The following is a 13,261-nucleotide window of genomic DNA, read 5'->3' on the forward strand; positions in this document are numbered from 1 at the left end:
ATTAGTTAAATTACAATTTTCTTAAAAAATCTATGTATTTGTTGCAAATTTATAAAAAATAATTTAACTAAAAAAATTATATCAAACATTAACAATAATTAACACGGATGATAAAAATCATTAAAATATTACGATTATTTACTAGTCGATTTTGTAGAATCTGTTTTTATTTCCGCTTTAGCTTCTGACTGTTTTTTATCTTTTTTCCTCTTTTTAAAGAGAGAATTAAAGCTTTTGCTCCACACAACTCCCCCACCATAGGCCTGATTTGCAGAACCATTGGTACTTACCATCCCAATATTGGTAGGCTTGGAATACCCTCTTAGGACAAGACTTCCATCATTCTTTTTAGAAATATCATATTCAATAGATCCCTCACCAGAAAGATAATTGGTCTGTGTACCTTCTGTTTTTGTCAGCGGAATCCCCAGTCCGGTTTTAATGTTTACCCTTGGTGAAAGGGCCACACTCACCCCGGCATTGGCCCGGTCACCAGTGTTGGAATTTTGGTCACCTTTTACATAATTCAAATCGATCTGGAATTCGTTGCTCATTGTATTAAGAACTGATCCCAACTGTTTCAGAAGCATATTGTATCCGGAAGATTCCGCTACACCTGCCACATCAAAATCCACTCCTCCACTGTTCGAAACATTAAATGTGCTCAGCAGCAGGACGGAACCAAACTGAAGCACTTTTTCACCTTCCTGGCTCATCTTAGCTGCCAATGTTTCTTTTACCTGGCTGGAAACATCAAGGGCAGTCACGTTCAGATCAATTTTAGGATTGATGAGAGACTGGGTAATATTGGCCTGAAGCAGTACACTGATCGGCTGCAGTTTCCCCATACTTAGATATTCACCTGCATTGGAAACCATTCTCACATAATTGGCTGTAATATCGAGTGCCGGCTTCATCGCATCACCATCCCATCTGATGCTGCTGTTCTTTTCTATTTGAAAGGTCTTATTAAGAATAGCTTTGGAAACAAATGTTCCGTTATCTACTTTATAAGTACCATTCATGGCAATGTTGCCCTGTCGGCCCATCTGGAATCTCAGCCTGTCTGCAGTTCCTTTTACAGTGATATTACCTACATCATCACCCACAAGAACATTCACCGTAGTTCCTTTATCCACATCAAGACTGAAGTCGATGCGCATATTAGCTCCCGTCTTCTTCTTTTCTTCCAGCGTGATAAGCCCGTCTTTTCCTTCTTTCAGGAATCTCAGCATTTTAAATTCTTCAACATTGGATGTCGAGCTGGAATTAAAGGTAAAATTACTTCCGTTCAGGGCTTTCATATTAGGAGTTGAAATACTCAATCCGGAAACAGGTCCGTCTACATAGAGATCTCCCTGACCGTAAACCCTTCCCCAAAACAGATCATAATCTTTCTGGCTCGTATTCAGCATAAGAAGATTGTCAGCCCTCATTACGAGGTTGACCCCCATTGACGAAATTGTCTCAAACTGGATTGCACCTGAAATTGTTCCCTTAGAATTCGATCTTCCGTCATGAACTTCAATATTGTTAAGAATGGCAAGTCCACGGGAAAGCGGAATCACTGTATCATCAAATGAATAATCTACTCCGGTAAACAAGAGCTTTAAACCGAAACCTTTTAAAGCAATATCCCCGCTATAATCAAGATCACTCAACTTTCCGTTGATCTTCAGATCACCTGTAGCTTTCCCTCTGATATTTCCGAAAACAGTCTGAACAAACTGCTGGGTAAAAGCAAGGTCAAAATCCCGCATTTCTGCAGTGAGATCAATTGTAGGAGAAGCAGTGTTATTATTGACGGTACCAGTCAGATGAAGGTTGTTATTTCCAAGAACTCCTGCTGAAGCTACCTTTACATCTACGTCATACACATTCAGAGAGAAACCGTTTGTAGCAGAAATAGTAAGGTCACCCATCTGGTTTCCGTTCATCACAATATTATCTACAGTAAGATCTACAATTGGCTGCAAAGTGCTTTTATCCATCTTGATCTTTACACTTCCGTTTGCCAGGCCTTTTATTCCCATAGGATTTCCTCCGGACTGCATTTCAAGAAGCTTTTCAATAGCAAATTCGTTAATCTCTGCGTCTAAATAAAAGTCTTTGGCGGATTTGAACTGTGCCTCTTTAATAAACAGGGCACTTTTATCTGAATATATACGCAGGTTCCTGATATCGAAATCTCCTGCGTTTTTTCTGTAAGTAATGGAATGATCCAGTTCGGGGCTTGTATCTATTGCCCAAGTCACCTCATTAAATTTAACTTCTGTAGGTTCAAACCTGAAAACGTAATCCCCGGCAGCATTCGTAGACTGATCTACGTTAATAGCATAAGCTTTAAGATTATCATTCAAATCATCCTCAGGACTTCCATGCTTGAAGGTAGTGGCCAGATGAAGAGCCGTATTGTTTTCATTTTTACCTTTAAGTTCAAAATCCTTAATAATATTGTTATTGTATACCAGTTTGCTGACCCTTGCATACAGCTGTTCATTAAGGTTTGCCGTATTGATCCTCACCATCACGCTGTCGATCATCGCACTGTCTCTGGAAATATTATTTCTATCATTAATTTTGTATTCAGGATTGGCGGCGGCCAAAGCTTTGTCTGCATCCGAAATTTCTTCCTTCTTCGTCATAATATACTTCAGAGAGGCTGCATCCAGATTCAGGATGAGATCATTTGAATCTCCGTTGTATTCTCCTTCTATCACAGCACCCTGCGGAAGCTTCAGATCAGGCAGGAAATAATTCACAACGCCCTGCTGAACATCAAAATTCATTTTAAAATTCTGACCTCTGTATAATTTTCTCGGTGGTGGGCCTACAAGAATTCTTCCGATTCCATTCTCTACCATACCCGCAAGATCGGCAAGGTTATATCTTCCTGATATTTTACCGCTTGCAGCGCCAGGTGCATCCACATCAATGACACGTCCGCCGGCTTCCACAAAAGTTTTCAGCTTGGCGTTTGGAATAATGTATTTTTGTGTGGCTGTGGCAAAGTGAAGATCATTGGCATCCACATCTAAAGTCAAATCATTAATATTAGACATGGACATTTTACCTTCCACCCGTCCGCTCACGATCTGGCTTCCCGGTTTATTGGTAAAATAATTCATATTCAGAGAAGTGACATCTGCATTTACATTCATCGCGACCCTTGAGGTACTGAAATCAATAAGCCCTTTAATCGTTGCTTTAGCCTGCTCATCATTCACGGTGATAAGTCCATTATATTTTTTATGATCCAGCAATCCGTCAAGATACACATTACTGATCTGCTTATCCATAATTTCGATGCTGGTGATCTGGGATTTCGTGGTCAGACGCATTGTATTCACGTCAAAACTCTGTCCGTTAAGATCAAATTTACCGGAGATCAGGCCAACACTTTTATTCTTGGTGATGACAGAGGTATTCAGGTCTTTTACTTCGAGATATCCCGAATATTTAGGCATTGCCGTACTGTATGCGGTAAGTGAAAGTTTGGAGATCTTGGCCTGCCCTATTCCTGTCATCAGGTTTCCACTGGAAACGTAAACCTGCTCAGGAGTTACCCTTGCTGCTCCGTTATATTTCAGCTTCCCGAAATCATCTGCAAAATTCTTCATCTTTTTAGAAATAAATGAAGGCATCATGGCTTTTAGATCCTTATAGGTAAAATCGGTAGAAAGATCGTTCGTTTCAATGGCAAAATTTCCTTTCAGCAGTCTGTCGACCTTCATTGTTTTGGTTGCGATATTGACGTCAGGATTTCTGATCAGGAAATTCTCTAAATGAAATTTATTTAAAGGACCGGTCATTTTCCCGGCAAGGTTGAATGGCTTAAAATTATCCCAGTTGGTCACAAAATAACTGATATCATATCCGCTCAGCTGACTTCCCTGCTGGATTTCCATATCCCAGCGTACACGGTCTGCAAAATCTGCCCATGAACCGTCATGAAGATTAAATTTGATATTTCCCTGGAGCAGTGAATGATCAGTATTCAGGGTAAGGTCTTTTAGTGACAGAAATTCAGGTGTTAAAGAAAGTTCAGTAGAAAAAGTATCTACAAAATGAGATTTCCCCCATCTGTTAGTGACGAAGGACATATTATTGATCAGTGCCGAAATATTGGCCCCGTTAACCTTTACATTAGGTGCTTTTAAATTAAAATTTGTGGCAGTAAGCCATTTTCCAGGTTCTCCCGGAGAGTTTTGACTTACAATAGACACCTTTGAATCAATGATCTGTACACGGGAATCGAGCTGAAAAGGAGGCTTTTTAGGATCTCTTTTCTTCCCACTGTCGAAAAGCTGTGTAAATCTGATAAAATTGGAAATACTGTCCCCTTTATAGGTGATCACCTTTACATCTGCATTAACCAGGGTGAGGGAATTAAAGCTTAGTGAATTACTGTTTCCTGAAATAGCATTGTAAGCGAGAGACATCCAATCTGAATTGGCGCGAAATTCTCTTGCTTTGATAAATTCCAGTCCTTTGTAGTCTTTTATTTTTAATCCTTTTATAGTGACGTCTCCAAAATAATCTACTTCTACACTCTCTGTAGACATCCCTGCTTTAAAGTCTTTATTTACGATCTGAAGCGCCTGATTGGCTGCCCATCGTTTGGTTACCGGAAGGTTAATGGCAGTAAGTATTCCTCCAACAAGAATAACTCCCAACCAGAAAAGGATCAGGAGAAGCTTTGCCCACCAGGAATAGCTGGTGACATCTTTTACCGCCTGCTTTCCAAATTCTTCAGCCGTTTCTACAGGATGATGAATAGCATCTGATGCCAGTTCAGATGCTTCTTTAACGGTCTCCTTTACAGCCCCTTCTACATCCCCAACAGTCTTCTGTACCTGATCACTTAGGTTCTCAGTTACCGATTTTTTATTCTCATTCTCGTTATTATTCTCTAACTTTGCCATTATTATGAGCGACTCTATAATTTTAGGTATTGAATCGTCCTGCGACGACACCTCAGCAGCTATCATCAAGGGAAACTGTATTCTGTCCAACATTGCTGCGAATCAGGCCATCCATAAAGAATATGGAGGTGTGGTCCCGGAACTGGCATCGCGAGCGCATCAACAAAATATAATCCCCGTTGTTGAAAAATCTCTTACTAAAGCAAATATACAACAAAATGCTATTTCAGCTATAGGATTTACACGCGGTCCCGGACTTTTGGGATCACTTCTTGTAGGAACATCATTTGCTAAGTCTTTGGCAATGAGCTTAAATGTTCCATTAATTGAAGTTAACCATCTCCAGGCACACATTTTAGCCCATTTCATTGCAGATGCAAATCCTATGCCGCCTCAATTCCCTTTTCTGTGTCTTACAGTAAGCGGAGGTCATACGATGATTGTATTGGTAAGGGATTATTTTGATATGGAAATTATCGGAAAAACAATAGATGATGCTGCAGGAGAGGCTTTTGACAAGATTGGAAAGATTTTCGACCTTGATTATCCTGCCGGGCCTATTATAGATCGATTGGCTAAGGAAGGAAATCCTGATGCTTTTACATTCAACAAACCTAAGATGGAAGGCTATGACTATTCATTCAGCGGGATCAAAACTTCCGTTCTTTATTATATTCAGAAAGAGGTGAAAAAAAATCCGGATTTTATTAAAGAAAATCTGAATGATCTTTGTGCTTCGGTTCAAAGAACAATCATTGAAATTCTGATGACTAAACTTGAAAAAGCCGCCAAAGAATTGAATATAAAAGAGGTGGCCATCGCCGGTGGAGTTTCTGCCAATTCTGCTTTGAGAAAAGTAATGGAGGACAATCATGAAAAATTAGGCTGGAATATCTACATTCCAAAATTTGAATATACAACTGATAATGCTGCGATGATTGCCATGGTTGCTCAATTGAAGTTTGAAAGAGGTGAATTTACGGATCTGAGAACTTCCGCAACTGCAAAATATGATTTATGAAGATACTATTAGAAGAAAAAATACTGGGAACACATTCTAAAAAGAACTCAAAATATTATTGGGTTTTAGAAACCGTTATAGGAAAAAATGAAGTGACAGAAAAATCTGAGGACGAAGATTATTTAATGATAAGTTCAGAAATTGGATATGTTCAAAATATAAAGGAAGAGATCATAGAGAAGATCAATTCAGAAAATGTATTTAGTTTTACTTACGAACCCAAAGAAGGAGATTATTTATCCATCAAAAATAATTTAAGAAAAAACGAATATTTGAATTTAATTTTTATGAATAATAAGTGGGTTGAAGAAATTTACGCATGTTCATATAGAGATTGTGAAGGCGATATTTATACTACGATAAAAACCGGTGTAGCATTTATAAGCGATAATGAAATTACCTTTTAATCATCACTTCACTTATCAGTAAAATTCAGGCGCATTCTAAATATCAATATATGAAACTTTTTTTTGGCGAAATCAATAACGGAAAAGCAATAATTAATGATGAAGAACAACAGCACATTGTGAAAGTTCTCCGCATGAAAGATGGTGAAGAAATTTACGTAACAGACGGAAAAGGAAATATTGCTTCCGGAAAATTAGTTATCGAAGGAAAAAAAGCCGGCTTAGAAGTTTCTGAAATTAAAACCAATACTCCGGATTTTAGTCCCCGACTTCATATTGCCATTGCTCCGACGAAAAACATCGACAGGATCGAGTTTTTTGTGGAAAAGGCTGTGGAAATGGGCATTTCAGAGATCAGTATTATTATTACAGAAAAAACTGAACGTAAAATTATTAATATTGATAAGCTCAGAAAGCAGGCTGTTGCTGCTTCCAAACAAAGTTTGCGATTCCATTTCCCTGTCATTAATGATGCGCTGAAGCTTACAGATTTCTTAAAAAACATTGACCCGCAGCATACTTTCGTAGCGCACTGTCATGAAAATCTTGAAAGGATTGAGCTTAACCACATTCCCGCTCTGGAACAGATCACTTTTTTGATTGGCCCTGAAGGGGATTTTTCTGAAAAGGAAATTCAATTTCTGTCCGACACTAATGTAAAAGCAGTTTCACTTGGAAATCAAAGATTGAGAACGGAAACGGCCGGTGTATTTGTAGCGGCGTGGAATTATTTCAATATGATGAAAAATTAGAAGTTAGAAATTAGGAGCATCTATCTTATCAATAAATCAACAAATTCCCTACATTTCCAGGTTATGGTCTTTAAGATATTTTTCGAAAATCTGCTGGCCGCTTCGCATTGAATTGACTGCCCATCGGATCTTCATTTTCATCAGTTTTTCTTCGTTCAACTTATAATCAATACCTGATTTAATCAGTTTCTGTTTCAGTTCGTACATACAGATACCTGCGGCTACGGAAACGTTATAACTCCTCGTCAGACCGTACATCGGAATAGCCAGTGTTTCATCTGCAAAGTCTAAGACTTCTTCTGACACGCCTTCTTTCTCAGTTCCAAATACAAGAGCGATAGGTTCTGTGATTTGATAATCGGGAAGCATAACCGCATTTTTTTCAAGGGATACGGCCAGAATTTTATATCCTCTGTCTTTGATATTCTGCAATGAAGCTATATTTTTAGGCATTTTCTCTACTTCTACCCAGGTTTCGGCACCTTTTGTCACTGTAAGGTTAGGATCGAAAACATTTTCCTCTTCCATAGCCACCACTTTGTGAAAAGCATTTGCCTCTACTGATCTTATAATAGCTGCTGCGTTTCTGAACTGGTAGACATCGTCCATCACAGGAAGGACAAAATCGGAACTTTCTTTGGAGAAATGTTCTATTTTTGAGAGTCTTTCCTCTGTTAAAAACTGCTTTAAATATTCAAAAGTTTGCGCTAAATCTTCCATTCATTTTCAAATCTTTGCAAATTAACGTAATTTTGAGCTATGAACCTGAACGAGGCTCAATTTCTTAGAAAAAAGTAATTCATGAAACGAAAAGTCCTGCTCATTTATACCGGGGGAACCATCGGTATGGAAAAAGATTATGAAACCGGAAGCCTCCGCGCATTTGATTTTGGAAATATTTTCGAAAAAATGCCTGAGATGAAATTAATGGAATGCGAAGTATTTGTGCATCCATTTGCCAAACCGCTGGACTCTTCGGATATGGGACCTGAGGAATGGAAGGTTATTGCCAACTATATTCTCAAAAACTATGAACTCTATGACGGCTTTTTGATCCTTCACGGAACGGATACGATGTCTTATACAGCTTCTGCTTTAAGTTTTATGTTGAAAGGACTGAGAAAACCTGTAATCATGACGGGCTCACAGCTTCCGATCGGAGATCTGAGAACGGATGCGAAGGAAAACCTTCTGACAAGCCTTTATTATGCCAGTCTTTATGAAAATGATGAAGCGGTTATTCAGGAAGTTGCTGTTTATTTTGAGTATAAATTATTAAGAGGGAACAGAACATTGAAATATTCTGCGGAGTATTTTGATGCTTATGCGAGTCCGAATTACCCGATATTGGGACAATCCGGTGTTCATTTAAATATCATTAAGGATAATCTTTACCGGTGTGATCCTGATATAGAATTTCATGTAGATGAACATATTTCTGAAGATATTCTTTTCTGGAGAATTTTTCCGGGTATGCATCTGAGCCATTTTAAAGAAATCCCTAAAATGAAGGTTCTTATTCTTCAGGTTTTCGGTTCGGGAACTATTTTCAGCAGTGAAAAAACACAGGAAACGCTTGAGGAAATCAGAAATAACGGAACAGAAATCGTTGTGGTAAGTCAGTGTATTTCAGGAGGTATTTCGTTCGGAAAGTATGAAAACAGTAATATTTTTTCAAGGATCGGAGCGATCAGCGGAAAAGATATGACAGCAGAAAGTGCCATCAGTAAAGCGATGCACCTGATAGACAATCCGAATTACTCCGGAACCTTTGCAGACAACTTCACGAAGAGCCTTTGTGGAGAAATTACTGAGTAATTTTAAATAATAATTTGCAGATTCCAGAAATTACCCTATTTTTGCAGTCTCAAATAGAGAGGTGTCCGAGTGGTTGAAGGAGCTACCCTGGAAAGGTAGTATACGGGTAACTGTATCGAGGGTTCGAATCCCTTCCTCTCTGCAAAAAGATAAAGGTCTTAAACTTAATTGTTTAAGGCTTTTTTATTTTACTCATGCTATTAAATAATGAGCGAAATAAAACAAAATCCCGGCATTTCTGCCAGGATTTGTCTGGAAAACTGTTGAAGTTCTTTCATCAATATAATTAGATATGAATGTTTGGTGTAAAATTTAATTGCAGATCGTGAGAAACTGATGGCTCATCTGTACTTTGAACTTGGCCTCTGATTTTAATTTAGCGTAAACCGTGTGCTCAAAGGCCTGTACGGATTTCAGTTTCTTATCGATATATTCTGCGATCTGCACGACAGAAAAAATAAAATCCCGATATACTGCAATATCCACCGTCTGTCCGTAACAAGGAAGATAAGCCTTCAAAAAAGGAACTGCAGCCTGATGCCTGTTGTAATTCACACAATATCCTGCGCCTTCCCTTGCGGTAACAACCTCACAGTCGTTGATATAATCCAGGATTGTTTTATTTCCGTCCAGAACGCTATCGTTTTTTAACAGGTATCTGTTGATTTTGTCCAGAATATGCTGGGCGTATTCCATCATGGTGATGGTTTTCCACTCAAATATATGGTTCATCCCTTTTGCTTTGAAATGTTTTTCATTTTCACAGTTGGTGCAAAAAGAAATTCCGATTTTTTCATGATAAGGCAAAAAACAATCTTTGATCTCCATGGAAGCATCAGCCAAAAGCTTATCGTCCGCAAAGCTGTAATACAGATAAGGGCTGTAAAGATCTGCCAGTGCCTTTAAATAATCAATTTCGCTGGCGTTATGATATTTTTCAAACCATTGTTCAAGGGTATCGTAATAATGGCTTTCAAATTCTTTAAATGTTAAGTAAAACGGCAATTCCATAGCTCTGTAATTTTGATATGACAAAGCTATTTCTGTAATGCGACAAAACTTGACGTGTTATTTTTTTTTTGAGAGTCAAGATGCAAGAGTCAAGAATCAAGATTTCAGATTTCAGACATGAGATTTTTGATGAGGCTAAGACTAAGGGTGATCATAAGACTTAAACCAATTATTCAAAATCTTTATACAGCAACGGTTAACTTTTAAGATGCCGAAATACACAATAGCGACTCCTACTTTAACCCCCGTAATCCGAATCCCTAAACTCTAAGACACTCAAACTCTCCGACTCTCTAACTCCCATCCCGTACCCCGAAATTATTTGTCGTAATTCGTCATCATGTATTCAAAGTAATGGATCATTTTCAGGTAGTTTTCAATACTGATATATTCATTGGTGCTGTGGATGCTTTGCTGTTCTGAACTGTTAATCCTGATGGGCATGAATCTGTAGATATTTTTGCTTACGATCTGGTATTTATAAGCGTCGGTCCCGGCCATAGTAAGATACGGAGTCACAATGGCCCCCGGATAGATTTCTCTGACTCCGGCTTCTATCAATTTAAATCCTTTTGTATTAGAAGGAGAAATGGCAGAAGCTTCTCTTGTATTGTCGATATCTTCTACCTCAACATCGAAGCCCTCTGTGGCTTTTGCAATATGATCATGAACATCTTTAACTGTATTTCCGGGAAGAAGCCTGAAATTGACTACAAATTCGACTTCGGGAGACAGCACATTTGTTCCGTCGCTTCCTTTCATCATCGTTAAAGCAGTGGTTGTGCGTACTAAGGCATTGGTGGTGTTATTTTTGGTAAGCTGGGATATAAGAAGGGGTTTTAGCAGCCACTGGTTAGAAAGGGCCAGTCTGGTAGTCCATGGCATTGCTCCGCCGATATTGTCAAAAAAGCCTTTGATGAGTGGGGTTATTTCAGGCTTCATCTGATCGTCTTCAAGACGCTGCATAATAACTGCGGCTTTTCCTATTGCGCTTTCCATAGGCGGCATGGAGGAATGTCCCCCAAGTCCTTTAACTTTTATTTTTGCGGATAAAAACCCTTTTTCTGCACAGCCCACCACTGCGATATCTGAATTTATTCCAGCCACATTTCCTTTCCGCATGATCAAACCTCCTTCATCATAAACTGCATCAAACTGAAGTCCTTTTTTCTTAAAATAATCTGCAATCTGTACAGCTCCTTTTTGTCCGCCCACCTCTTCATCAAATCCAAAAGCCAGATAGATGTCCCGTTTGGGAACTTTTTTACCTTTAACTATTGCATCCATAGATTCCATCAAGGAAAAAAGCATTCCTTTCATATCGATGGCTCCTCTTCCATAGATTCTGCCATTGGCTACAGTCCCTGAAAAGGGTTCGAAGTCCCAGTCTTCCGCTACTTTAGAAACCGGAGGCAAAGGCTTGTCATCAGGCCTGAAAATATTCTGCTCTTTATTTTTCACATTGGCATCTCCGGGAGGTACGACGTCTATATGGGAAAGAAAAAGTATAGGTTCCAGCGAAGGGTCACTTCCTTTAAGCCTGAAAACCAAAGCATGGGTATTGATCTCGGTATTTTCGGTATACTGATAAACCAATGGATAAGATGCTTTCAGATATTCTTTAAACTGGTCAAAGGGAGTATAATTGAATTCACCAAGGCTTCCTGTAGAAACTGTAGGTATTTTGATCCCTCCTGACAACCGAAGTACGGCAGAATCGTTCTTCACAGGCTTCCACCCTTCTGAAGTTTCTGCTATCGTTTTTTTGAACGGGTAAGTATACATTTTGATCAGCAGTACAGCTACCAGAATAACAAGGATTCCGAGAATGATTAAAAGGAACTTTTTCATGACGATAAGATTTGTGTGGTGTTGATTGTTTAACAAATATACCAAAGAAAACTGCTATAATTACAGTAAACACCTAAGTATTTCCCTAATATTAGATATAAATTGCTTTTGTCAATTCCAAAGTCCGGAATTGATATCAAAAAATAGATTGTTATTTTCCAGCCTGAATTTGTCGATAGCTTGTTTTATAGAATTATTTATTGAAAAACACAAAAAACTTAAAGACTTCTTTAATAAAAACGTAGCCGCATTATAATACAAAAAACCCTTGCATTTTGCGAGGGTTTTGTTTTATCTGCCACACGATACAATCGTGCGGTAACGAGGGGATAGTAAAATTTCTTAGTCAATTGTTTTAATTTCTATTTATTAAAAAATACTTAGTATAGCTGCAATGATGAATATTAATTATTAATCTTTATCCCATCCTATATGATTCTCTAAAATTACGGGATTATTTATCTTATTAAATCCTATTGGCTTATAAAACATTAAAGTAATGATGAGATCTTTTTTCAGATTATCCGGATCATTTTTTTTCTATAATATACTGAAAATACTTTTGTTTATTTCCAGCAAACATAACAGTATTATCTTTAATCTTATAATTTTTTAACACACGTTATGGGGCTACATTTTTTTTAACTAATCCAAATTGAACCTGTGCATCCTCAATTTTTTCATATAAATATTCATTTTTTTCAATCTTTAAAACTCTAATTATAAACTCAGGGTTTTCAGACATAATTCCTTCTGTTTCTTGATTAGCAACTACCTTATAATCACCATTTCCCAGCCATACAATTTTACCCGCATAAGTTTTACCTTCATAACTTTCATATTGTATATCATTCATACGTTTAAAAGTATAAATAACATTTTCGTTACTTAAAATTTGCAAAGAAAATTTTCCAGACTTAAATTTTTCAATATTAAGTTTAGGGTCATAATCGATACACCTCTCTGCATATACTTTTTTTGCATTATTACTCCCATAATAAATTGCATCAACTAATGTTTTACAGCCTTTTTCGTTTTGTTCAATTATAATTTGAGAATGTCCCTTGAAATATAGAGAAGCGGCGTCATTTGGAAATACTTTCAAGTTTTTATCCAGATTTGAAATAGCAGCAACGAAATCTTTATTTTTAATATCGTTCATCGCTTTTTGCAAATATTCAAAATCATTCTTTCTGTTTTGTGAAAAACATAGAATTGGTAAAATCAATAAAATAATATTTTTCATTTTAAATTTAGTTTAATCTTCGTTCCAACCTATATGATTTTCTAAAGTAGAAGGATTATATATCTTATCATAACCAACAGGTTTATAAAATATCAAAGTAATTATTAAATCCTTTTTCAAATTATCTGGGTCATTCTTTTTTTCTATAATAAACTGAACATACTTTAATTTGACAGAAGGTGCTAATCCTATGGTATCTTTAATTCTTATGTTTTTAAGTAAAATGTTTT

At 37.4% G+C, this 13,261-nt stretch carries 9 protein-coding genes and 1 tRNA gene; 5 read left to right on the plus strand and 5 right to left on the minus strand.

The annotated features are described in order from the left end of the window. Nucleotides 1–134: 134 nt before the first annotated feature. Entirely contained in the window at nt 135–4,925 is a 4,791-nt protein-coding gene (locus V6R96_RS17345) for a translocation/assembly module TamB (protein WP_336379716.1), read from the minus strand. Between the two features lie 4 nt (nt 4,926–4,929). Here V6R96_RS17345 and tsaD point away from each other — a divergent pair, with 4 nt between their 5' ends. Genes tsaD through V6R96_RS17360 form a run of 3 tightly spaced genes read left to right on the plus strand, consistent with a single transcriptional unit; the run spans nt 4,930 to nt 7,105 of the window. Then, a complete protein-coding gene (gene tsaD / locus V6R96_RS17350; protein WP_111959243.1) occupies nt 4,930–5,946 on the plus strand; it encodes a tRNA (adenosine(37)-N6)-threonylcarbamoyltransferase complex transferase subunit TsaD in 1,017 nt (338 codons plus the stop codon). After that, entirely contained in the window at nt 5,943–6,353 is a 411-nt protein-coding gene (locus V6R96_RS17355) for a hypothetical protein (protein WP_111959241.1), read from the plus strand. The genes tsaD and V6R96_RS17355 overlap by 4 nt, the downstream gene beginning before the upstream one ends. Nucleotides 6,354–6,403: 50 nt before the next feature. After that, on the plus strand, nt 6,404–7,105 hold the full coding sequence (locus V6R96_RS17360; RefSeq protein ID WP_336379717.1) for an RsmE family RNA methyltransferase: 702 nt from the start codon (nt 6,404–6,406) through the stop codon (nt 7,103–7,105). A gap of 48 nt (nt 7,106–7,153) precedes the next feature. Here the strand turns inward: V6R96_RS17360 and V6R96_RS17365 are convergent, their stop codons facing one another. Further along, nucleotides 7,154–7,825, minus strand: a complete 672-nt coding sequence (locus V6R96_RS17365) for an RNA methyltransferase (protein ID WP_111959237.1) — start codon at nt 7,823–7,825, stop codon at nt 7,154–7,156. Nucleotides 7,826–7,906: 81 nt separating this feature from the next. On the opposite strand from V6R96_RS17365, the gene V6R96_RS17370 reads away from it, so the two are divergent. Further along, the gene (locus V6R96_RS17370; RefSeq protein WP_223558439.1) at nt 7,907–8,923 is read left to right on the plus strand and encodes an asparaginase; all 1,017 of its coding nucleotides are present in this window, start codon (nt 7,907–7,909) and stop codon (nt 8,921–8,923) included. A 55-nt stretch (nt 8,924–8,978) separates the two neighbouring features. Further along, nucleotides 8,979–9,065 (plus strand) — tRNA-Ser (locus tag V6R96_RS17375). A 170-nt stretch (nt 9,066–9,235) separates the two neighbouring features. Here the strand turns inward: V6R96_RS17375 and V6R96_RS17380 are convergent. The 3 genes from V6R96_RS17380 to V6R96_RS17390 all read right to left on the minus strand — a co-directional run bounded on the left by V6R96_RS17380 (nt 9,236) and on the right by V6R96_RS17390 (nt 13,031). After that, the gene (locus V6R96_RS17380) at nt 9,236–9,934 is read right to left on the minus strand and encodes a hypothetical protein (protein WP_336379718.1); all 699 of its coding nucleotides are present in this window, start codon (nt 9,932–9,934) and stop codon (nt 9,236–9,238) included. Between the two features lie 318 nt (nt 9,935–10,252). Next, entirely contained in the window at nt 10,253–11,785 is a 1,533-nt protein-coding gene (locus tag V6R96_RS17385; RefSeq protein WP_336379719.1) for a M20/M25/M40 family metallo-hydrolase, read from the minus strand. Nucleotides 11,786–12,407: 622 nt separating this feature from the next. Next, nucleotides 12,408–13,031 carry a hypothetical protein gene (locus V6R96_RS17390; protein ID WP_336379720.1) on the minus strand — a complete coding sequence of 208 codons (624 nt, stop codon included), beginning with the start codon at nt 13,029–13,031 and terminating at the stop codon, nt 12,408–12,410. Nucleotides 13,032–13,261: the final 230 nt, after the last annotated feature.

This window comes from Chryseobacterium sp. CCNWLW53, from assembly GCF_037083525.1.
Taxonomy (GTDB): Bacteria; Bacteroidota; Bacteroidia; order Flavobacteriales; family Weeksellaceae; genus Chryseobacterium; species Chryseobacterium lathyri.

Bases quoted from the DNA above. Each gene is read 5' to 3' on its own strand.
- V6R96_RS17365 (WP_111959237.1), bottom strand. From the start codon at position 7,825: ATGGAAGATTTAGCGCAAACTTTTGAATATTTAAAGCAGTTTTTAACA.
- V6R96_RS17355 (WP_111959241.1), top strand. From the start codon at position 5,943: ATGAAGATACTATTAGAAGAAAAAATACTGGGAACACATTCTAAAAAG.
- V6R96_RS17390 (WP_336379720.1), bottom strand. From the start codon at position 13,031: ATGAAAAATATTATTTTATTGATTTTACCAATTCTATGTTTTTCACAA.
- V6R96_RS17385 (WP_336379719.1), bottom strand. From the start codon at position 11,785: ATGAAAAAGTTCCTTTTAATCATTCTCGGAATCCTTGTTATTCTGGTA.
- V6R96_RS17370 (WP_223558439.1), top strand. From the start codon at position 7,907: ATGAAACGAAAAGTCCTGCTCATTTATACCGGGGGAACCATCGGTATG.
- V6R96_RS17345 (WP_336379716.1), bottom strand. From the start codon at position 4,925: ATGGCAAAGTTAGAGAATAATAACGAGAATGAGAATAAAAAATCGGTA.
- tsaD (WP_111959243.1), top strand. From the start codon at position 4,930: ATGAGCGACTCTATAATTTTAGGTATTGAATCGTCCTGCGACGACACC.
- V6R96_RS17380 (WP_336379718.1), bottom strand. From the start codon at position 9,934: ATGGAATTGCCGTTTTACTTAACATTTAAAGAATTTGAAAGCCATTAT.
- V6R96_RS17360 (WP_336379717.1), top strand. From the start codon at position 6,404: ATGAAACTTTTTTTTGGCGAAATCAATAACGGAAAAGCAATAATTAAT.